This window comes from Nocardia sp. NPDC059229, from assembly GCF_042754165.1.
Lineage (GTDB): Bacteria > Actinomycetota > Actinomycetes > Mycobacteriales > Mycobacteriaceae > Nocardia.
Genome location: NZ_JBHZAK010000017.1, coordinates 90609 through 111140, shown reverse-complemented (window position 1 = coordinate 111140; position 20532 = coordinate 90609). Strand labels below are relative to the sequence as shown.

Sequence of the window (20532 nt, the reverse complement as noted above, 5' to 3'; positions counted from 1 at the left end):
ATTTCACGAAGGTCCGCGACATCGCCCATATCGAGGCGGTCACCGGCAAGCGGGTAGCCGGTCGCTCCTGGGTCAGGCGTGATGGAGTGCGGGTCCGCACCAGCGCCCGAGTGCCCGCTGCAGGGCGGCGAGATCCGGGTCGCTGTCACTTACCCACGCCACATATCCGTCCGGTCGGATCAGCAGCGCCGACGGTGCCGGGATGGTCCCGACGCCGGGCACGTCCCAGGATTCGATCGCACGGTCGGCCGTGACGATGTCGATTCGGTCCGCCCAGCCGGTCGCGACTGCGGTCAGCTGCGCCGTGTTCGAAAAGCCTAGCAGGGCAGGGCGTGCCGTAACGAGCAGGTCGAAGATTCGCTCGTCGCCAGCCGTGGAGCTGATGTCCGCGTCGGGGACGCGGCGACCCAGCAGTGGGTGGTCTCCGGGCATCGGATACCGGAGGTCGAGCCCGGACAGCTTGGCGCTGAAGTAGGTGTTGACATCGCCGAAGCCGACGAGGTCGGTCAGGACGTCCACCAGGTCGCCCAGCATCGGGTCGGGCTGGACCAAAGTCGATTGCGCCCGAATCAGTTTCAAGGTCTCGGCATCAACGGCGTGGCGCTCGTCGTGGTAGGTGTCGAGCAGTGCGTCGGGGGCGTCGCCGCGCACCACCGCTGCGAGTTTCCAGCCGAGGTTGAAGGCGTCCTGCATGCCCATGTTCATGCCCTGCCCACCAGCCGGAAGGTGGATGTGCGCGGCATCCCCGGCCAGCAGGACCCGCCCCACCCGATAGCGGTCGGCCTGGCGGTTGGCATCGTTGAAGTGGGAAAGCCATGTGGGACTGTGCATTCCGAAGTCGGTGCCCGCAACCCTGAGTGTGGAGGCGCGAAGCTCGTCGAGGGTGACCGGATCGCCGGGGCCCGCGGCGCGCTCACGTTCGGTGGTGACCACCCGGTACCAGCCCGGCCGGAACTGGATCACTGTGAACAGGCCGCCTTCGAACCGTTCGAGGAACATCGGCTGCCGCGGCGGCTCGGCGAGGACGACGTCGCCGATCAGGCACACCATCCGCGCGACGGTGCAGGGGAATCCCACCCCGCTCAGCTTGCGGACCGTGCTGCGACCGCCGTCGCAGCCCACCAGGTAACTGCCGCACAGGGTTTCGGGACCATCCGGGCCGTCGACGGTGACCTCGACGCCGTCGGCGTCCTGACGCAGCCCGGTAACCTCCGTGGACCAGCGCACCTGCACGCCGAGCTCCGCCGCCACGGCTTCGAGGAGCTCCTCGGTCTCGGACTGCATGATGTTGTAGGCGCCGGGGTGGCGGCTCGGAAGCCGGTTGTAGTCGAGTCGGATGCCCGCGAAATTCCCGAGGTCGCGTGGCGGGCCGACGGCCAGGAACCGTTCTGCGATGCCGCGCTGGTCGAGCATTTCGACCGTGCGCGGCTGCATCCCCGCGGCCCGCGACCCGTCCACGCCCCGATTCGCCCGGCGGTCCAGCAGGAGTACCTCGGCGCCGCCGCGCCGCAATTCGGTTGCCAGGGTCAGGCCCGTCGGCCCGGCTCCCGCCACAATGATCGGCCTCTGGCTCTCGGTAGACATCCGTGCCCCTCCGAATCATTCGACACTCTCTCTAACAATGTTAGAGAGTACTCGAACATTGTTAGACTGGCCAGGTGGTCGAGAAACTCAACCGGGATGTGATCGCGCGCGCCGGCCTGAAGCTGCTGGACAAGTCGGGCATCGAGGGCATCACCATGCGTGAACTGGCCGCCGAACTCGGTGTGCGAGCGCCCACGCTGTACTGGCACGTCAAATCCAAGCAGGACATCTTCCGGACGATGGCGGTCACGATGAGCGCGGACGCCGCGACCCGGATGGCGACCCTGGACCCTGAGGCGCCCTGGCAGGACCGAATCATGAACTGGGCCGTCGCCCTACGCCGCACCTTGCTCGAACACCGCGACGGCGCAAGAGTTTTCGCCGGTACCTTCGCCGCCGACCCCGCGACGTTCCAGGTGACCGAATCGGTGCTGCGCGCCTGGCGAGACGGGGGGCTCCCGATCCCCGACGCCGCACTGCCCACCGCCCTGCTACGTCACTTCATCGTCGGCTTCTGCATCGAAGAGCAAGCGCTGGAAGAGTTTCGGCAAGTATCCGGCGATACTCACCCCGAAGAACTGAGCGCCGTCATCGACCCCGCAACGTTTCCACTGACGGCACAAGCCTTCCCGGTAATCCTCGGCTCATCGCCTGAACATCGCTTCGAACTCGGCATCCGTCTCATGCTGTCCGGCATCGCCGCATCCTCCGCGACCGCATAACTGGCACCTTCGACGTGGGCGAATGATGACGGACGCCCGCACTCCCCTGGCCGGTGCAGTCAGCCATGTCGAGGGGAGATGCGGAAGAGATGTTCGGCGTTGGTTTCCAGGATCGCCTTCGCATCGGCGGCGGCGATGTCGGGGCTGTTGATGTAGTCGACGGCGCGGACGAAGATGTCGTCGGCCTCGTAGGGAAAGTCGGTGCCCAGGATCAGTCGGTCGGCACCGAAGGAGTCGATCGCGGCACGCAAGGCCGGCAGATGGCCGTGCCCGACGGTGTCGTACCACATCCGGCGGGCCAGAGCGCTCGGCAGGTCCGGGGTTTGTGGTGCCTCCCACCGGCATTGGTTGTCGGCACGTTGCAACAGCATCGGCAGGGCTCCGCCCAGATGCGAGTTGATCACCTTGATGTTCGGGTAGCGCACCGGAAATCCGTGGGTGATCAACTGCATGACGCTGATCGTGTCCTCGATCGGCGCGCCGACCATCCAGGTCAGGTGATAGTCGGCGATCAGCGGACTGCACGCGCTGTTGCCCGCGGGATGCAGGTACAGCACCGCGCCGCGGCGATCGAGTTCGGTGAACACCGGCGCGAATTCCGGGTCGACCAGGGCCCGTCCGAGCACCGTGGTGTTCATGACGGCTCCGACCATGCCCAATTCGTCGATCGCGCGGCCGAGTTCGGCGATCGAGTCGTCGATATGCGGCATGGGCGTCGTCGCGAAGGCCAGGAACCGATCCGGGTGGCGCGCCACCACGTCTGCGTACTGGTCGTTCACGAAGCGTGCTGCGGCAACGGCCTTTTCGCGGTTTTGGCCATTGGGCAGCTGGGGTGCCGCGGACAGAATCTGCATATCCACACCGGCGCGGTCCATCAGCCGCAGCCGCGCCTCGAGTTCGGTGCCCCCGCCGGCACCCATGCCGCGCTGAGTATCAGTGTCGGTCTTGCCCAGATCGACCAGCAGGTCGAGATAGTCGCCGGTCCAATAGTGGGCATGCACATCTACTCGCACTCGGATACCTCCTGCTCTCGGGACCCGATCGGCACCCCGGAAAGGACGAAGTCATGGCCGCACCGCCCCGTCCCGAATCCGTTGAATGACGTAGACCTGTCGGGAAACATCGCGAGAGGTCATGGCCGCGGAGTCAGCCCGAGCGCGCCGGCCAGCCCGGTCAACGTCGGCAACAGCTGGTCCGAGCCGCCGAGCACGTGGATCACGACGTGGTCGGCGCCGGCCCGCAGATGCTCGCCCAGCCGGTCGGCGATGTCGTCGGGGGTGCCGTAGGCGACCAGGGCGTCGATGAACCTGTCGCTGCCGGGCCGGGTGAGGTCGGCGTCGGTGAAACCCATCCGCTTCCAGGTGCTCACGTAGTTCGTGAGGGCGAAGTAGTTGTACGTTTCCGCCATCACCGTGCGGGCAATCGCGCGGGCCTCGTCGGTGTCGGTGGACAGCACCACCTTGTGCTCGGGGAGCAGCAGTGCGTCCGGCCCGATGATGTCGCGGGCCTGTGCGGTGTGCTCGGGTGTGGTGTTGTACGGGTGCGCCCCGGCAGTGCGTTGTGCCGCCAGCCTCAGCACGCGCGGCCTGAGCGCGGCGAGCACACGCCGATCAGCCGGTACGCCGTTTCCGTCCAGCTCGTCGAGGTAGTCGACCAGCGCGTCGTAGGGCTTGCGGTATTCCTCGGTGTGCTCGGGATGACCGGCCCCGATGCCGAGCACGAATCGGCCCGGACAGGCGGTATCGATGCGATGGAACGACTCGGCGACAGATTTGGCGTCCGCCGACCAGATGTTGACAACACCGGTCGCCACCTTCAGCGCGGTTGTCGCCGCCAAAAGTGGCTCCGCGAACGACAATTCGGCGGGCGGAGAACCAGACACCCATAACGTGCCGTAGCCGAGGCGTTCGATTTCCTGGGCCTGCTCGGGGGTGGGGCCGCCGGAGAAGACGCCACCCAACGTGAAGACGCCGAATTTGCCGAGGTCGCCTGTGGCCTTCTCTGGCGTAGTCATTGCTACTCCTCGCGACGTCATCGAGCTTTCCCTGGCAGGATCAACCTCGGAATCATCGGGTCAGTTCCTCCGAGACCCGCCAGAGACGCTCGGCATTGTCCGGATCGAGTGCGTAGGGCGCGACTCCACCGGTGTGGCCGGCGCGTTCGCTGATCTCCGGAGCCGGAGCGCAGTCCTCGTAGTAGCGACCCGTAACACCCTCTACCTGAGGGCTGGCGGCGAGCAGCACCGATGTCGCGGCACCCTGCTCGACCGTCTTCACCGGCGGCAACGACAGATCGGTCTGCTCCCCGAAAGCCTCGAGATCGCCCGGACTCATATGACGCGCCAACGCGGTACTGGCGATATTGCCAGGCATCAACGCATTGACCGTGACACCGTCATCGGCCCAACGCCGTGCAGCACCGACAGCGAACAAGATATTGGCCGACTTCGACTGACCATACGACGTCCACCGGTCATACGGGCGGAACCGGTAATGCAGATCGTCGAAGACCACCGGCGAGAACAAATGCCCGATCGAGGCCACGCAGACCACCCGGGCACCGCCCGCGGCGGCCAGCGACCGGTGCAAGCTGGTCGTCAATGCGAAATGACCGAGATGATTGGTAGCGAATTGCATTTCATACCCGGTCCGGGTGCGGGTGAGTTGAGGCAGGGCCATCACACCGGCGTTGTTGACCAACACGTGCAACGGTCCGTTCCAGGCACGCCCGAAATCCGCCACCGACCCAGGATCGGCCAAATCCAACCGGGCCACGTGCACCCCACCGACCCCGCCCGGCAGCTTCTCGCCGATGTCCTCCGCAACTTTCCGGCCGGCCTCTACATTCCGTACCGCCAGGGTCACCTCTGCACCCGCGGAGGCCAGCGCCCGAGCGGTCTCGGTACCGATCCCCGAACTCGCGCCAGTGACGACGACACGCCGACCATGAAGATCAACATCGGCGACGATCTCGGCCGCCGTGGTCGCGGCGCCGTAAACAGTAGTAGGCATCGTGAGCTCCTTCCGTGTGAACCGAATCCACGTCGTCCGCACACGCAAAAACGTCTGTCTCCACCGCCGGCAATGCCGATCGGCGGCGTATGCGCCGGACTCTCCCAACCCGCCGCCGGGCCACACAACCGACCGAACGACAATCCCACCGCCTGGCGAGCCGCAAACCGTCTCCGCCCGCACCGACTCCCGACCAGAACGCTCTTACCAGCAATCCAATTGTCACGCCCAACACAGTCGAAGTCGATGTACACATGAACATTCCATCTACCTCGCCGGTGTCGCCACAGACTCAGCATCCCGATTTCCCCCGGCCTGGCATCGTCGTATCTCTTGCGCCCAGCATCGGTCACCGAAACGTGTAATTACCAGGACCGTCCTGTTTCATGTCCGATCTGGTATTGAATGTTTTTCACCGTCGGCAAATCTCCCCACCGTGTGAGTGGCGGACCGGGAAAGCGGTTCCGGGAAGCCCGAACACCAAGCGGGACAAGAGTTCTTCGCGAGACCGAACGTCGGCTAGTCATCGAGCTCGCCGATACGACCGTAGGCGAGGGCGCGCCGCCCTCAGACGGACAGCGTATGCAGCTCGCCGGTGATCGCCTGCCGGATCTGGTCATGGCGTGCGCCGAGCGCGTAGCGCTCATCGGTCCACCGATCGGGCGGATAGAGCCACACCGGTCCGCCCACCAGATCGTCTGGCTCCCAATCGAATCGCGGCCACACATGAACGTGCAGGAAGGCATCGGTGTTGCCGAGGATCTCCAGATTCACCCGCCGGAAGGCCGGATCCAGTCGCGTACACGCCCGCTCGACCGCCTCCCCCAACCGATCCATATCGGCAAGAAACGCAGTACGCCGCGGGCGCGGCAACTCGGAAAGGCGTTGCACCGCAGGATCATCGGTCAGTAGCAGTGAATAGCCGGGCAGGAACTGAGTATCACCGATGACGGCGAACCCGGCCGTGAGCCGACACATCACTGTCGGATTCGCCCCACGCAAGGCGCTGCCGATCCGGTCACTGCGCCAATCGCTCATCTCCACACATTAGCGAGCCCGCATCAGCTGTACCGACAGGTGCCGAGCGGGACGATCCACTCGAGGTGCGATGAAGTGTGCCCCACTCGGGCGGGACACACCCTTGTGGGGCCTTGACCGAACGAATGCGCCGAGAACGGATCGCATTGCGAGGTGGTGGGTTCAGCGAGGAAGGGTGTCGTTCGGGGGAAGGATCACCACGTCGTCGCCGTGGGAGGTGACGCCGACCGAACCCTGTGCCCGGACATCAGAGCGCGCTCGTCGTGCGCGAGCATCATAGACGAATTCCTGTGGCGTGGAGTGGTTTCCGTCCGGCACGATCGGGTCGGCCTCCCAGTCATGGCCGGGCTCGGCGATCAGGGGATTGTTACTCGGCTGCCCGCGCGACGTCGACGATCCAGGTGATGCCGAAGCGATCGCGCAACATCCCGAAGCCGGGCGCCCACTGGGCCGGACCGAATTCTTCGATGACCGTCGCACCGGCCGCGAGGCGTTCCCACAACGCGCCGACCTCCTCGACGGTGTCACCGCGCACGGAGAGGAAGAACGGCTCCGCGGTGATGGTGGTGCCGTTCTCGCGGCGGGTGGTGGGCGCGTTCTGGGCGACCGGTGCGTTCTCACCGGGCACGTCGTAGGCCATGACCCGGAATCCGTTGTCGGCGATGACCTGGCCGAACACCACTTTGGTGGCGTCCGGCAACTCGGCGGGCATCCCGAAGTCACCGTAGGTGGCCACAGAGAGTTGCCCGCCGAACACCGACTGGTAGAACTCCAGGGCCGCATGAGCCTGTCCGCGGAAGTTGAGGTGGGCAACAGCGTTTACCGACATGGTGATTCGGTCCCTTCACAAGTGGTTTCGACGCGGGGTCTTTCCCGCGACGACAGCCACCCTGTCAGCAATACCGGACAGGGAACGTCCGCTACCTGTGGCAGTCTGGCGACCATGCCGACCGCCTCCTCGACGGTGACCTCCCGCCGCCTGCTCTCACTGCTGTCGCTGCTGCAGGTCCGCCGTGACTGGCCGGGAGGCCTGCTCGCCCAGCGGCTCGGTGTCAGCGAACGCACGGTGCGCCGCGACGTCGATCGCCTTCGCGAGCTCGGTTACCTCGTCCGAGCTGTCAAGGGACCCGAGGGCGGCTACCGGCTCGAAGCGGGCATCGAACTGCCGCCGCTGCTGTTCGATGACGAGCAGGCCATCGCCCTGGCGGTGGCATTGCGGATCGCGGCCGGAACAGGGGCGGGTATCGAAGAGGCTGCGGCACGAGCGCTGACGACCGTCCGCCAGGTCCTGCCTTCCCGCCTGCGCCAGCGCATCGACATGCTCGAAATCACGGCCGTCGAGACAGCCGCGCGCGGGACCGACCCTCAAGTCGACACCCACGTCCTGCTCGCGCTGAGCGCGGCCATCCGATCCAGAGAGGAACTGCGGTTCGACTACCAGTCGCCGATACCGCCGCACGACACCGATCCGCAGCCGCCGCGACGAGTTCAGCCCCATCACCTCGTGGTCCACAGTGGACGCTGGTACCTCATCGGATGGAACCCGCAGCGTTCGGACTGGCGTATCTACCGCGCCGACCGGATGACACTTCGCGTTCCCAACGGGCCGCGCTTCACCCCCCGGCAACTGCCAGGTGGCGACATCGCCACCTTCCTCGCCGCCCGTTTCAAAGGCTCCGAAAGCGCGAACACCTGGCCATGCCACGGCGAGGTGATCCTCGCCCTCCCCGCCACCCAGGTGGCCCCGTTCGCCGCCGACGGCATCGTCGAGGAACTCGGCCCCACCCGAACCAGACTGCTGACCGGCTCCTGGTCCTGGCCCGCACTCGCAGCGACGCTGGCGCGTTTCGACACCGAAATCGAAGTCATAGGCCCGGATCCACTGCGTGACGCCTTCGCCGAACTATCGCGTCGCGCAGCCCGCGCCGCACGCACGAAGGCATAGGTTCGACGGCACCGTCGCCACCGGAACCTGACACCCCTCCAGATCTGGAACCCCCGCCGCGTGAGGCATCGTCTCCCCTCTCTCCTACAGGCCGGTTGCGACGCCGAACCCGAATATGGTTGCCGCTGCGGCGATTTCGCCGGTACGAGCGTCACACCTGTCGTAGGTGGCCATAGTCGAGATTTTCCGTTGACCCAGTCGGCTGCGCGTGCCAGACCCTTGTCCATCACTGCACGCAGGTCGACTGGGTACACCTAGGCCAGTAGCCGTTGCTTGATCAGTTCCATCATTTCGGTGCGGCTGCGCGGGCCGTTGTCGGCGGCCTGGAAGTGGTTGCCGATGCGTACCGAAACGGTGATCAGGCAGCGGATCTCGACCTCGTCCTCGTCGGGGCAGAACGAGGAGTACAGGGACCGCAGGTAGTCCATGCGGCGGTTGTCGACGCGGCGGAGGCGTTCGGCCACGGCCACGTCGCGGCGGGCCCAATCGCGGATCGCGATATCGGCGGTGATGCCCCGCACCGGCCCGTCCGCCGTGTCGGCGACGATGGTGAAAAGCCGCTCCAGCCTGGTTCTGGCGTCCCCTCCATCGCGCTCGATCTGTTCGACCACACCTTCGGCGACCTCGTACTCCCAGGTGTCGAGCATCTCGGTGAGCAGTGCGTCCCGGTTACGGAAGTACCCGTAGAAGCCGCCCTTGCTGACACCGAGCGCCTGTGCCAGCGCCTCGATCCGTACGGCTTCGGGGCCGCCCGCGACGAGTGCACGCAAGCCTTCCTCGATCCATCTGCCTCGCGGTGTGCGAGCCACGGCCATGGTGTGCCTCCTCACGTCGGCAAGGAGTATACGGGGGCGTATAGATGGGTTTATGTTCGATCTATACGCCCCCGTATAGATCGGAGCCGAGCTCGTGAGACTTCCTCCAACCGCTCACGCCAACCGCCCGTGGCGGATCCACGACATCGCCGACGACTTCACCGTGGAGGACGTATGGGCGTTGCCCACCCCGGGCGGCCCCGACGACTTCCCTTGGCTGGTACGCCAATTCGCCGAAGGAGTCAGCGGTGGGGTGACCGGCGATACCGCGATCTCCCGGGCGCTGTTCACCATTCGCTGGAAGCTCGGAGCACTGCTCGGCTGGGACCGGCCCGATACCGGCGTCGGCGGTCGGCTGCCCTCCCTGTACGACCGCTTGCCCGCCGACCTCCGCTCGGGCTCCCGGGGCCCGGACCTCGGCACATCGCCGTTCCGGTCCGTCTACCAACTGGAGAACGAATGGGCAGCCGAAATGGGCAACACGACCGTCCACGCGGTCATGCACCTCGGCTGGGTTCCGGACGGAACCGGCGGCTACCGCGGTCAGATGGCTGTCCTGGTGAAGCCGAACGGCCTGTTGGGCGCCCTCTACATGGCCGGTATCAAGCCTTTTCGGTATCTCGGTGTGTATCCGGCGCTGATGCGTGCCATCGGCCGCGAGTGGCAAGCGAACACCGTCGCCGAGGCCTCGCACGGCAAAGGTGTTGCGGTACACACGATCTTCGAGAAGATCGCCGGATACTACGACCGGATGAACCTCGTCATGACGCTCGGCCGCCATGCGCGCTGGTGCCGTGAAGTGGCCACCCGCGCCGCGCCACCCGCGGGCGGACAACTGTTGGACCTGGCCACCGGGACAGGTGCGATCGCTCTGGCGGCGGCACAGATGTATCCCACTGTCGCCGTGACCGGTGCCGACTTCTCCGAGGCGATGCTGGCTCGCGCACGGATCAAAGCCGAGGCCGGCGCGGTTCGATGGCAGCAGGCCGACGCGACCCGGCTGCCGTTCGACGACGAGTCCTTCGACGCGGTCACCGAAGGCTATCTGCTCCGCAACATCGAAGACCTCCCCGGAGTGCTTCGCGAACAACACCGGGTCCTCGTGCCCGGCGGCCGGATCGTCATCCTCGAAACCTGCCCTCCCAGCGGCCCGTTGAAGCCGATCCTCGAATGGGGAATGCGCACGATCATTCCGCTGCTGGGGCAGACGATTGCTCGCGACCGGTCGTCGTACACCTACCTCGAATCCAGCACCCTCGCCTTCACCTCACCCCAACATGTCGCGAATGTTCTGTGCGAAATGAGTTTTCAGAACATCGGATGGAGCAAGAAGTTCCTCGGCACCAATGTCATCCTCTGGGCCGACAAGCCACGATGATCGGTTAGAGAAAATGAATTCAAAAGCTCGGTTCCCGATAGTCGGCAGCATGCTCACTCTCATCGGGGCCGCCCACACGGCGCTGGGCGCCGTTATGTGGGTCACCGAAGACCAGGACACCGAGCTCTCGTTCTGGTTCACCGCATTCGGCGTCGCTGGAATCGCCCTGGGTGTCACCGTCATCGAGGCGGAGCGGGCCCGTGGCTACGTCACCGCGCCGATCCTCGCTGCGATCGCGGCGCTGACCGGATTCGGGCTGGCGTTCGAACCTGTGTCGGGCTTCCTCACCGTCCTCGTGCCCGTCGCCGTCGGCTACAGGGGCTGGATCAGGAGGCGAGACGCCGCGACCACGGGGCCCAGCTAGGCCGGCATCCATTGCTTGATCAGGGCCATCGGCCGGACCACGCCGGCCTGACCGGCCTTCCATGCGCCCATTACTTGTAGTTCCGTGATAGGAGTCTGATTCACATGATCAAATGGTCCGGACGCATCATCGCGCTCATCGGCGCCGGGCATCTCGCCATCGGGTTATTACTCAGCCGCGCGCACTTCGGGGACTGGCTGTCGCTACGGCTGTGGGGCCACTGGCAGGAGGACACCCTCTCGGCCCACGCCTTCTGGGCCAACCCGGCAGGGTTCGGCCTGCCGCTGCTGATCGTCGGCCTCCTCGTGGTGTGGATGGACCGGAACGGCATCGTCCCGCCGGTATTCCTGGCGTGGATGGTGCTGGCCTGGGGTGGCGTGTGCGCTCTCATCGTCGAGCCCACCCCAGCGCCGGCGGTGGTGGCCGCCGCAGTCCTGCTCCTGCGCGGCATTCACCGCGCCGCCGAACACGCCGCGCCCGCACCCGCGCACAGCGAGGTGTGAGCGTCGGCGGCCGGGCATCCGATCGGCTTGATCAGCATGTTCAGCGAAAGCTGTTGCCTGCATTGGCATATCGGTGAGGTCGGGGTCGTTGTCGTCGATCGGTCTCTCGGAATCCTGCAGAGAACGATTTGTTCGCCGCTGGTCGCTTCATTCGAATGTGTTGTGCGCCTGCGCCACTGCCCATGCCGCGATCTGAGCACGTGATGTGAACCCCAACTTGGTGAGAATATGCTCGACGTGTCCCTGTGCGGTACGCGGCGAAACTGACAGGCGGTCAGCGATCGCCTTGTTGGTCAGGCCTTCGGCGACCAGGTTCGCGACCTGACATTCGCGCGCGGTGAGGCTGTCGAGCGAATGCGGAAGCGGCGAGGCAGGTTCGACTCGCTCGCCGAGTGCGAAGCCGACCGCGGCATCGAGACTCATCGACGCACCTTCATGGCGTGCTACGTCGAACGCACGTGCACCGAGTAACTGACGACTGCTCCGCTCGCACTCATCAGCGGAGTCGGCTGATTGGCCGATTCGCCGGGTCGGTGCACGAGCAGGCGGGGACGAGCGCGACGATCGGACCGTACCCAGGACGCCAGCACCCCGCCCGGGAATGATCCGAAGAGCCCGCAGTCGACGACTTCCCCGGCGACACACACCCAGTACCAACCGGAGTAATGCTGCCGCCCTTGCCACCAGCGGAACTCACGAACCGGACAGCCGGACAGCACCTCTTCCGCCGGTAGCCGCCTCAACGTGGTGTCGATGAACCCCCCGCTGTCCGCCCGATAGCGAACAGCCACATCCGATTCCGAAACAACCCCCGCCGGACCAGCCCACGCCGAACCGCCTCCATCATTCATGGCCGCCACCCAACCGCGCCGACGCCAGCCCCTCCCACGATTCTCACGAATCGTTCGGAAATGCACCGTTTATGGGTCCCCGATGTCGGAATCGGTTCGCCTGTCAGCGAGTGGTCAGGTGATAGCGGATCAGATCGGCGAGCTGAGCTCGACTGTCATCGAACGGGTGGCTGGATTTGAGGGCGCGGCTCTGGACCACGGCACCTTCGGTCGATGACAGCAGGAATCCGGCCAGCGAGCATGCCTTCGTTTGTTCGATCCCCACAGCGATGAGTCCGTCGGCGAGCCGCGCGGTCCATTCGGCGAACGACCGGCCGGCGGCGAACTGCACCTCGGGATCCAGCCCGTCAACTGCGGCGGCCATCATGAACGAACCTGCCCGATAGTCGGTGGACTCCAATGGAAACCGCCAGAAGGCGAACAGTTCATCGAGCCAGTCTTCCAGTGAAGCGGCGGTGGCGAGCGTGTCGGCGAGTCTGCTCACGTGCGAGTACCCGATCCGGGATATGGATTTCGCCGCTGTCTCCACGAGTTGGCCCTTGCCGAACGGGAAGTGGCGATACAGCGCGTCTGGGGACGTGTTGCTCTGCTCGAGCAGGTCGGTCAGCGCGACACCGTGCACACCGTGTTCTTGCACGGTGCTGATGATGTTCGTGATCAGTCGGGCGCGCGGTCCCGCGGCCATACGAATTCCTCCAAACCTTGTGGGAATCAGCCAAAGTGCTGTGGCTGTGTCGAGCCTCAGGTCACCAGGCCCCGGCAGGGTTTCCTGTACGAATCGTTCGATGCCCTGCCGGGACCGTCGACCTCTGATCGCAATGAAGCTGTCAGTACCGGCCAAACGCGAGCGCGACGTTGTGTCCGCCGAAGGCAAAGCAGTTGTTGATCGCGTACTCGATGTCCTGGCGGCGCGCCTCACCGTGCACCACGTCAAGGTCAATCTCTGGATCCTGGTTCTCCAGGTTCAGCGTGGGTGGGACGACCCCGTCTCGGATGCTGAGGACCGTGAGCACCGACTCGAGCGCGCCGACAGCACCGATCGAATGCCCCAGGGCGGACTTGGGCGCATACACCGAAGCATGCGAAACACCCGCCTTGTGAATCGCTTTCGCCTCAGAGACATCGCCGATGGACGTGGCCGTCGCGTGCGCATTCACATGCGTGATATCGCGCGCGGACAGTCCCGCGGTCTGGATCGCTCGCTGCATCGCACGGGCGATGCCGGTGCCTTCCGGATCCGAGGCCACGAGATGGAAACCGTCGGAGGTCACGCCCGCGCCCATCAGCCGAGCGTGGATGCTGGCCCCGCGAGCCTTCGCATGCTCTTCGGTTTCGATGACCATGAGCGCACCCGCTTCGCCGAACACGAAACCGTCGCGGTCCCGGTCGAACGGGCGCGAGGCCCCCTTCGGGTCATCGTTGCGTGTACTCATGGCGCGCATCATCGAGAAGGTCGCGATCGGAACAGCATCGATGTAGCCCTCGACACCGCCGGTCACGACCATATCCGCGTCACCCATAACGATCATCCGCCATGCGTTGGCGATCGCCTCAGCACCCGACGAACAGGCCGAAACCGGTGTAATCACACCCGCTTTCGCACCCAGTTCCAGTCCGACAACGGCGGCGGGCCCATTCGGCATGATCATCTGAACAGCCAACGGCGAGACCTTGCGGTAGCCGCCATTCTTCAGCTTCTCGTTCGAGTCGATGAGTGCGTCCGCACCTCCGAGGCCGGTTCCGATGGCCACTCCGAGACGCAGCGGATCGACCTCCGGGGCACCAGCGTTCCGCCAGACCTCGCGACCGAGCACAGTGGCCAATCGCTCGACATAAGCCATACGGCGGATCTCGACCCGGCTCAACAACGTATCCGGCGACACCTTCAGGTGTCCGCCGATACGAACCGGGAGACCGTAGTCCTCAATGAAGTCGTCATTCAGAACGTCGATGCCGCTCTCGCAGTTGAGCAGACCCTTCCACGTCGCATCGACGTCACCCGCGATCGAGGTGGTCGCCGCGAGACTGGTCACCACGACGTCGGGGAAGGCCCCGTCCCTGCTGAAAGGATTAGTCACGTTGTTTGCCTACTCGCCGTGGGATTCCTTGTACTTCGACTCCAATTCCGCTGCGAGGTCGGTGTTTTCGGCCGCCATCTTCTGGACGTAGGTGACAGCGTCGCCCACGGTCCGCAGGCTGGTCAGGTCTTCGTCCGGGATCTTGACGCCATACTTGTCCTCGAGTTGCACCGCGATTTCGACCAGTGACAGCGAGTCGATGTCGAGGTCGTCGACGAAGGACTTCTCGATCGTTACTTCACCGGCGTCGATGCCGGTCACTTCTTCGACGATCTCAGCGATGCCGGCAACGATCTCAGTTTCGGTGGCAGCCATGGCCAACCCCTTCCCATTGTGTTGATTGCGGCGGTTCATCCGTGGACGCCAGACGAGATGCTGAGCGAGCATCTTCGCCACGCGGCCTGTTGGATTGAACAGCCAACCAGAGGCAGCAAGCGTCAGTCGTCGTCAACCTGCGAAGATGTCATCGCGACGACAGTGGAAAAGCCCCCATTGAACCAACTTGCGGCTCAAAGACTTTCGCTCCCTACCGCCGTCAAAGGTATACAGGCCGACTGGTGCCCGAAGCTGGAAATCGACACGGAGCTGCGAACAAGTTTTTGTGGGATTCCTCCAAGAGGAATCCCACAGGGCCTGGGACATCAAGCCTCTGATCGTGGACCGCAGCACCGCGATCAGGCCGCAGGGGGAGCGACGTCTCCGACCAACTCGCAGGCGGCCCACCCCGAACCGCTGCTACTGAATCAGAAAACGGCTATGGCTGGTCGCGCCGAACCAGCGCCTCCAGCAAGGCGGCAAACAACCGCAGCACCAACCCGTACGGACGTGGCTTCTCATAAGCCGTTCGCAAACGCACATGTGGCGAACTGCGGCTGAGAAGGGCGAACTCAGCCGTGAGAACCTACAACGACGACGGGGTCAGGTGACGATGCGGACTGCGTAGGGCATGATGCCGTCTTCGCGGACGGCGGCTACGCGGACGACCTCGCCGCTTTGGGGGGCCTCGATCATTTTGTTGTTGCCGAGGTAGAGGGCTACGTGTTCGCTGCCGCCCGGACCCCAGAAGAGCATGTCGCCGCGGGCGCGTTCGGCGACGGGAACCCTTGTGCCCATGGTGTATTGGTAGCCGGAGTAGTGGGGTAGGGAGACGCCGATGCCGGCGAAGGCGTAGATCATCAGGCCGGAGCAGTCGAAGCCGGTCTTGTTGTAGTCGCCGTAGCTGTCGGCGGTGCCGCCGTCACGGATGCCGAGGGTGGGGCCGTCCTCGTCGCCGCCGCCCCAGGCGTAGACGACGCCCAGCTGGGACATGGCACGGTCGACCACGGTCTCGATGAGCTGAGAGTTGGAGCCCGGTGGCCGGCTGGGCTGGATGGAGCGCTTCGGTGGGGGTGAGGTGTCCTGTACAACGTGCGGGCGGTGGCCCTGGCCGACCTGGCTGGCGCGATCGGCGGCGGCGCGGTCGGCGGCCACGCGGGCGGCGGCGGCGACCGCGGCGGCGCGGGCCGCGGCCTCCTCGGCCTTGCGCTGCTGGTCCCAGGCAACGAAGGTGTCGCGCTGGCTCTGCAGGCCCGCCACATTGGCGCGGGCCGCGTCCAGCCGCTGCTGTGCCGAATCACGTTGCCCGACAAGGTCGTTGCGGCGGAGGTTCTGCTGGTCGAGTTCGGCCTGGGCGGCCGTGACCGCGTTCTGGGCCTCGGTCTTCTTGGCGTCGGCGGCGGCCGCGGCGGCGTCGGCGGCCTGCTGGGCCTGTTTGGCGGCGGAGGTCTTGTTGGCCTGGTCGATCTGGGCGTGACGCAGGCCGTCGACCACCTGCTGCTGGTTCTTGGAGGCGATGGTCAGCACCTGCGCGCGGTTGAGCGCGATCTCGGGGCTGGGCGCGGCCAGATAGCTGACCAGTGAGGTGGAGCCGGGGCGCATGTAGACCTGGGCGACGTATTTGTCGAAATTCCCGTGCGCGGTATCGACTTTCGCGCCGGCGTCGGTCAGATCCTGCTGGCACTGGGTGACGGCGCGGGCGGCGGTGTCGGCGGCGTCGCGGGCCATCTGCAGATCCACCAGGGCCTTGTTGACGGCCTCACGGCGACCGGCGACCGCATCGTCGAGTTGCTGCAGCTGCTGTTCGGCGGCGGCCACCTGGTTGATGAGGGCGCCGACCTCGCCGACGCCGGCGTCGACCTGGGCGCCCGCGGCATTGAGGTCGCTGTCGCTGGGGTTGGGGGGCGGCGGTGGTACCGCGTACCCGCCGGCCATGGGCAATGCCAGCACGATGAGCGCTACGAGCAACTCCGTAGCGACCCGCGCCGGGCGTCGTAGTCGCTTCGCCGGTCGTCGCATCGCACCTCCCTGGAGTCCCATCCGGCACAAAATCCCCAACCGTGCCATCGCGAAACCGTACGGCACGTTCAGGATCCCGCCGCTCAGGCACGCCACAATCACATGCATGTAATTCACTGGTAGCCAAGAAGTTGCAGGTAAATCCCACAATCACCACGCGTCACAACACGCGACACTCGGTACGTTTTCGGCGTGTCGCGGACAAACCGGACCCGGCACACCCCGATCCGGGCATGAAAAAGGGGCCCGGGACGAACCCGAACCCCGAACGGAGACACCGCCTCCCAGCGTGAACGCGCTACCCGACCGGCGTCGGCGCACCCGCCGTCTGCTGCCCGCGCCGCACCTTCACCGCGTACAACCCGCCGATCGTCGCGACCAGCACACCGAGGATGACCAGCGTGATCACCGTCCACGACACGGTCTCCGGCTGCTCGAGCCGATCCACGAAAACCCGCGCGGCGTCGGTGGTGTGCTCGGGGCCGCGGTACTTGGCCCTGTCCTCGGCCCACTCCAGGTGCCCGCGGCTGAACTGGTCGCTGTAGGTGCCCACCCAGTCGTCGCTGAAGACCACCACGGTGCCGTGCTCGATCTTGCCGACCTCGTTGGCCAGATCGCGCAGGTTCGCCTCGATGCCCGGATTGCCCTGCACCACAATGATGTCGAGCTGAACGCCGTGCTCACGCGCGTCGGCGGCGATGGCGGCCAGGGCCTCCTGATCGCGTCCGGTGGGGGCGGCGACATGATCATCGGCGAGATCGGCGATGATGGCATTCAGGTCGGTGTTCGGCGGTAGTTCCGCCTTCGAGGGCGTGAAAACCGAGGAGTGCGGAGCGGTCACGAAACGCAGGGTACGGGACGGCGTGTCATATCACCTCACCGCGCCATGCGACTCACCTCACCGATCGCGCGAAATCGTGTCTCTCGCTGGGCGGAATCCCGGGCCCGACGGCCCGATAACCCGCCCCCCGATGTGCTCACAGGACAAGCGTACTGTTAATGTCGGAAAACGGACGAGGCCCGCGCCTCGACGAGCCATCGGCACAGCCCCGCCGGTGGCCCTCCCATTCACAGACGAGTGGAGCTGAACGTGACGAGTATCGATACCTTCGGCGCCAAGGGCACCCTCGAGGTCGGAAGCAACTCTTACGAGATCTTCCGCCTCTCGGCCGTGCCCGGCACCGAGAAGCTGCCCTACGCCCTGAAGGTCCTCGCGGAGAACCTGCTTCGCACCGAGGACGGCGCGAACATCACCGCCGACCACATCCGCGCCATCGCCAGCTGGGATCCGTCGGCCGAGCCCGACACCGAGATCCAGTTCACGCCCGCCCGCGTGATCATGCAGGACTTCACCGGTGTCCCCTGTGTGGTCGACCTGGCCACCATGCGTGAGGCCGTCACCACCCTCGGCGGCGACCCGAACAAGGTCAACCCGCTCTCCCCCGCCGACATGGTCATCGACCACTCGGTCATCCTCGACGTGTTCGGCCGCGCCGACGCCCTCGAGCGCAACGTCGACCTCGAGTACGAGCGCAACTCCGAGCGCTACCAGTTCCTGCGCTGGGGCCAGGGCGCCTTCGACGACTTCCGCGTCGTCCCGCCGGGCATGGGCATCGTGCACCAGGTCAACATCGAGTACCTGGCCCCGACCGTCATGGTCCGCAACGGCCAGGCCTACCCCGACACCTGTGTCGGCACCGACTCGCACACCACCATGGTCAACGGCCTCGGCGTGCTGGGCTGGGGCGTCGGCGGCATCGAGGCCGAGGCCGCCATGCTGGGCCAGCCGGTCTCCATGCTGATCCCGCGGGTCGTCGGCTTCAAGCTGACCGGTGAGATCAAGCCGGGCGTGACCGCCACCGACGTCGTGCTCACCGTCACCGACATGCTGCGCAAGCACGGTGTGGTCGGCAAGTTCGTCGAGTTCTACGGCGCCGGTGTGGCCGAGGTGCCGCTGGCCAACCGCGCCACCCTGGGCAACATGAGCCCCGAATTCGGCTCCACCGCCGCGATCTTCCCGATCGACGAGGAGACCATCAACTACCTGCGCCTGACCGGCCGCAGCGACGAGCAGCTCGCGCTCGTCGAGGCGTACGCCAAGGAGCAGGGCATGTGGCACGACGCGGCCAACGAGCCCGCGTACTCGGAGTACCTGGAGCTGGACCTGGGCACCGTGGTGCCGTCCATCGCCGGCCCGAAGCGCCCGCAGGACCGGATCCTGTTGTCGGAGAGCAAGACCGCCTTCCGCAAGGACATCCGCAACTACACCAACGACCCGGTTCCGCACACCGCGCTGGACGAGGCCCTCGAGGAGTCCTTCCCGGCCAGCGATCCGGTCGCCTCCGGCACCGCCTTCGACGTGAACGTTGTCCCGAACGCCGCCAACGGCAATGCCGGGCGTCCGTCCAAGCCGGTCAAGGTTTCGGATCCGGAGCGCGGTGAGTTCGTGCTGGATCACGGCGCCGTCGTGGTCGCGGGCATCACCTCCTGCACCAACACCTCCAACCCGTCGGTCATGATCGGCGCCGCGCTGCTCGCCCGCAACGCCGTCGAGAAGGGCCTCGCGTCCAAGCCGTGGGTCAAGACCAACATGGCTCCGGGCTCGCAGGTCGTCGCCGACTACTACGAGAAGGCCGGCCTGTGGCCGTACCTGGAGAAGCTGGGCTTCTACGTGGGTGGCTTCGGCTGCACCACCTGCATCGGTAACACCGGCCCGCTGCCGGAGCAGATCTCGGCCGCGATCAACGACAACGACCTGTCGGTCACCGCCGTGCTGTCGGGTAACCGCAACTTCGAGGGTCGGATCTCCCCCGACGTGAAGATGAACTACCTGGCCTCCCCGCCGCTGGTCATCGCGTACGCGCTCGCGGGCACCATGGACTTCGACTTCGAGACCGACGCCCTGGGCAAGGACCAGAACGGCAACGACGTCTTCCTGAAGGACATCTGGCCGTCCCCGCAGGAGATCGACGACACCATCAAGTCGGCGATCAGCAAGGAGATGTTCACCAAGTCCTACGCCACCGTCTTCGCGGGCGACGAGCGCTGGCAGGGTCTGAACACCCCCGAGGGCGACACCTTCGCGTGGGACGACAAGTCGACCTACGTCCGCAAGGCGCCGTACTTCGACGGCATGGAGATGGAGCCGGCCCCGGTCGAGGACATCAAGGGCGCGCGCGTGCTGGCGCTGCTGGGCGACTCGGTCACCACCGACCACATCTCCCCCGCCGGTCCGATCAAGCCGGGCACCCCGGCCGCGCAGTACCTGGACGCCAATGGCGTTGCGCGCAAGGACTACAACTCGCTGGGCTCGCGTCGTGGTAACCACGAGGTGATGATCCGCGGTACCTTCGCCAACATCCGGCTGCGCAACCAGCTGCTGGAGGACGTCTCGGGTGGCTACACCCGCGACTTCACCCAGGACGGCGGCCCGCAGGCCTTCATCTACGACGCCTCGCAGAACTACCAGGCCGCGGGCATCCCGCTGGTCGTGCTGGGCGGCAAGGAGTACGGCTCGGGTTCCTCGCGTGACTGGGCCGCCAAGGGCACCCGTCTGCTGGGCGTCAAGGCCGTCATCACCGAGTCGTTCGAGCGCATCCACCGCTCGAACCTGATCGGCATGGGCGTTGTGCCGCTGCAGTTCCCGGCCGGCCAGTCCGCCGCGTCGCTGGGCCTGGACGGCACCGAGGTCTTCGACATCGAGGGCATCACCAAGCTGAACGAGGGTGTGACTCCGAAGACCATGAAGGTGACCGCCACCAAGGAGAACGGCGAGAAGGTCGTCTTCGACGCGGTCGTCCGCATCGACACCCCCGGTGAGGCGGACTACTACCGCAACGGCGGCATCCTGCAGTACGTGCTGCGCAACATGATTCGCGGCTAGTCACCGCGATACCGCCTCGGTTTCGA

Annotated in this window: 19 protein-coding genes; 6 read left to right on the top strand and 13 right to left on the bottom strand. The window is 65.8% G+C overall.

What is annotated here, in order from left to right:
- Window positions 1-72: 72 nt before the first annotated feature.
- Window positions 73-1584, bottom strand: a complete 1512-nt coding sequence (locus tag ACFXHE_RS32420; RefSeq protein ID WP_379388364.1) for an FAD-dependent monooxygenase — start codon at window positions 1582-1584, stop codon at window positions 73-75.
- A 74-nt stretch (window positions 1585-1658) separates the two neighbouring features.
- Between ACFXHE_RS32420 and ACFXHE_RS32415 the strand changes: the two genes are divergently transcribed.
- A complete protein-coding gene (locus ACFXHE_RS32415) occupies window positions 1659-2306 on the top strand; it encodes a TetR/AcrR family transcriptional regulator C-terminal domain-containing protein (RefSeq protein WP_379388362.1) in 648 nt (215 codons plus the stop codon).
- A gap of 59 nt (window positions 2307-2365) precedes the next feature.
- Here the strand turns inward: ACFXHE_RS32415 and ACFXHE_RS32410 are convergent, their stop codons facing one another.
- The 5 genes from ACFXHE_RS32410 to ACFXHE_RS32390 all read right to left on the bottom strand — a co-directional run bounded on the left by ACFXHE_RS32410 (window position 2366) and on the right by ACFXHE_RS32390 (window position 7184).
- Entirely contained in the window at window positions 2366-3319 is a 954-nt protein-coding gene (locus tag ACFXHE_RS32410; protein ID WP_379388360.1) for an amidohydrolase family protein, read from the bottom strand.
- A gap of 119 nt (window positions 3320-3438) precedes the next feature.
- Window positions 3439-4320 carry an LLM class F420-dependent oxidoreductase gene (locus ACFXHE_RS32405; RefSeq protein WP_379388359.1) on the bottom strand — a complete coding sequence of 294 codons (882 nt, stop codon included), beginning with the start codon at window positions 4318-4320 and terminating at the stop codon, window positions 3439-3441.
- A gap of 52 nt (window positions 4321-4372) precedes the next feature.
- Window positions 4373-5500 carry an SDR family NAD(P)-dependent oxidoreductase gene (locus tag ACFXHE_RS32400; protein ID WP_379388358.1) on the bottom strand — a complete coding sequence of 376 codons (1128 nt, stop codon included), beginning with the start codon at window positions 5498-5500 and terminating at the stop codon, window positions 4373-4375.
- 384 nt (window positions 5501-5884) lie between these two features.
- Window positions 5885-6355: an HIT family protein gene (locus ACFXHE_RS32395; protein WP_379388356.1), complete on the bottom strand. Its 471-nt coding sequence runs from the start codon at window positions 6353-6355 to the stop codon at window positions 5885-5887.
- Window positions 6356-6722: 367 nt separating this feature from the next.
- The gene (locus ACFXHE_RS32390; RefSeq protein WP_379388355.1) at window positions 6723-7184 is read right to left on the bottom strand and encodes a VOC family protein; all 462 of its coding nucleotides are present in this window, start codon (window positions 7182-7184) and stop codon (window positions 6723-6725) included.
- A 114-nt stretch (window positions 7185-7298) separates the two neighbouring features.
- Between ACFXHE_RS32390 and ACFXHE_RS32385 the strand changes: the two genes are divergently transcribed.
- Window positions 7299-8300: a helix-turn-helix transcriptional regulator gene (locus ACFXHE_RS32385; RefSeq protein ID WP_379388354.1), complete on the top strand. Its 1002-nt coding sequence runs from the start codon at window positions 7299-7301 to the stop codon at window positions 8298-8300.
- A 254-nt stretch (window positions 8301-8554) separates the two neighbouring features.
- On the opposite strand, the gene ACFXHE_RS32380 is transcribed toward ACFXHE_RS32385, so the two are convergent.
- On the bottom strand, window positions 8555-9115 hold the full coding sequence (locus tag ACFXHE_RS32380) for a TetR/AcrR family transcriptional regulator (RefSeq protein ID WP_379388352.1): 561 nt from the start codon (window positions 9113-9115) through the stop codon (window positions 8555-8557).
- A 94-nt stretch (window positions 9116-9209) separates the two neighbouring features.
- On the opposite strand from ACFXHE_RS32380, the gene ACFXHE_RS32375 reads away from it, so the two are divergent.
- The 3 genes from ACFXHE_RS32375 to ACFXHE_RS32365 all read left to right on the top strand — a co-directional run bounded on the left by ACFXHE_RS32375 (window position 9210) and on the right by ACFXHE_RS32365 (window position 11360).
- The gene (locus tag ACFXHE_RS32375) at window positions 9210-10493 is read left to right on the top strand and encodes a ubiquinone/menaquinone biosynthesis methyltransferase (protein WP_379388351.1); all 1284 of its coding nucleotides are present in this window, start codon (window positions 9210-9212) and stop codon (window positions 10491-10493) included.
- Window positions 10462-10857, top strand: coding sequence for a DUF6463 family protein (locus tag ACFXHE_RS32370; RefSeq protein ID WP_379388349.1), 396 nt, complete (start codon window positions 10462-10464; stop codon window positions 10855-10857). Before ACFXHE_RS32375 ends, ACFXHE_RS32370 begins: the two co-directional genes overlap by 32 nt.
- A 104-nt stretch (window positions 10858-10961) precedes the next feature.
- Window positions 10962-11360, top strand: a complete 399-nt coding sequence (locus ACFXHE_RS32365; RefSeq protein WP_379388348.1) for a DUF6463 family protein — start codon at window positions 10962-10964, stop codon at window positions 11358-11360.
- Between the two features lie 147 nt (window positions 11361-11507).
- On the opposite strand, the gene ACFXHE_RS32360 is transcribed toward ACFXHE_RS32365, so the two are convergent.
- From ACFXHE_RS32360 to ACFXHE_RS32335, 6 genes are all read right to left on the bottom strand, one after another.
- On the bottom strand, window positions 11508-11783 hold the full coding sequence (locus ACFXHE_RS32360) for a helix-turn-helix transcriptional regulator (RefSeq protein ID WP_379388346.1): 276 nt from the start codon (window positions 11781-11783) through the stop codon (window positions 11508-11510).
- A gap of 531 nt (window positions 11784-12314) precedes the next feature.
- The gene (locus ACFXHE_RS32355; RefSeq protein ID WP_379388345.1) at window positions 12315-13052 is read right to left on the bottom strand and encodes a TetR/AcrR family transcriptional regulator; all 738 of its coding nucleotides are present in this window, start codon (window positions 13050-13052) and stop codon (window positions 12315-12317) included.
- A complete protein-coding gene (locus tag ACFXHE_RS32350; RefSeq protein ID WP_379388343.1) occupies window positions 13039-14289 on the bottom strand; it encodes a KasA/KasB family beta-ketoacyl-ACP synthase in 1251 nt (416 codons plus the stop codon). The genes ACFXHE_RS32355 and ACFXHE_RS32350 overlap by 14 nt, the downstream gene beginning before the upstream one ends.
- Before the next feature lie 9 nt (window positions 14290-14298).
- Window positions 14299-14604 carry a meromycolate extension acyl carrier protein AcpM gene (gene acpM / locus ACFXHE_RS32345; RefSeq protein ID WP_379388513.1) on the bottom strand — a complete coding sequence of 102 codons (306 nt, stop codon included), beginning with the start codon at window positions 14602-14604 and terminating at the stop codon, window positions 14299-14301.
- 603 nt (window positions 14605-15207) lie between these two features.
- Entirely contained in the window at window positions 15208-16623 is a 1416-nt protein-coding gene (locus ACFXHE_RS32340; RefSeq protein ID WP_379388341.1) for an NlpC/P60 family protein, read from the bottom strand.
- 298 nt (window positions 16624-16921) lie between these two features.
- On the bottom strand, window positions 16922-17464 hold the full coding sequence (locus tag ACFXHE_RS32335) for a DUF6676 family protein (RefSeq protein ID WP_379388340.1): 543 nt from the start codon (window positions 17462-17464) through the stop codon (window positions 16922-16924).
- 249 nt (window positions 17465-17713) lie between these two features.
- Between ACFXHE_RS32335 and ACFXHE_RS32330 the strand changes: the two genes are divergently transcribed.
- Window positions 17714-20506, top strand: a complete 2793-nt coding sequence (locus tag ACFXHE_RS32330; protein WP_379388338.1) for an aconitate hydratase — start codon at window positions 17714-17716, stop codon at window positions 20504-20506.
- Window positions 20507-20532 lie beyond the last annotated feature (26 nt).

Bases quoted from the DNA above. Each gene is read 5' to 3' on its own strand.
- ACFXHE_RS32340 (WP_379388341.1), bottom strand. From the start codon at position 16,623: ATGCGACGACCGGCGAAGCGACTACGACGCCCGGCGCGGGTCGCTACG.
- acpM (WP_379388513.1), bottom strand. From the start codon at position 14,604: ATGGCTGCCACCGAAACTGAGATCGTTGCCGGCATCGCTGAGATCGTC.
- ACFXHE_RS32380 (WP_379388352.1), bottom strand. From the start codon at position 9,115: ATGGCCGTGGCTCGCACACCGCGAGGCAGATGGATCGAGGAAGGCTTG.
- ACFXHE_RS32390 (WP_379388355.1), bottom strand. From the start codon at position 7,184: ATGTCGGTAAACGCTGTTGCCCACCTCAACTTCCGCGGACAGGCTCAT.
- ACFXHE_RS32395 (WP_379388356.1), bottom strand. From the start codon at position 6,355: ATGAGCGATTGGCGCAGTGACCGGATCGGCAGCGCCTTGCGTGGGGCG.
- ACFXHE_RS32420 (WP_379388364.1), bottom strand. From the start codon at position 1,584: ATGTCTACCGAGAGCCAGAGGCCGATCATTGTGGCGGGAGCCGGGCCG.
- ACFXHE_RS32365 (WP_379388348.1), top strand. From the start codon at position 10,962: ATGATCAAATGGTCCGGACGCATCATCGCGCTCATCGGCGCCGGGCAT.
- ACFXHE_RS32360 (WP_379388346.1), bottom strand. From the start codon at position 11,783: ATGAGTCTCGATGCCGCGGTCGGCTTCGCACTCGGCGAGCGAGTCGAA.
- ACFXHE_RS32370 (WP_379388349.1), top strand. From the start codon at position 10,462: ATGTCATCCTCTGGGCCGACAAGCCACGATGATCGGTTAGAGAAAATG.
- ACFXHE_RS32405 (WP_379388359.1), bottom strand. From the start codon at position 4,320: ATGACTACGCCAGAGAAGGCCACAGGCGACCTCGGCAAATTCGGCGTC.
- ACFXHE_RS32385 (WP_379388354.1), top strand. From the start codon at position 7,299: ATGCCGACCGCCTCCTCGACGGTGACCTCCCGCCGCCTGCTCTCACTG.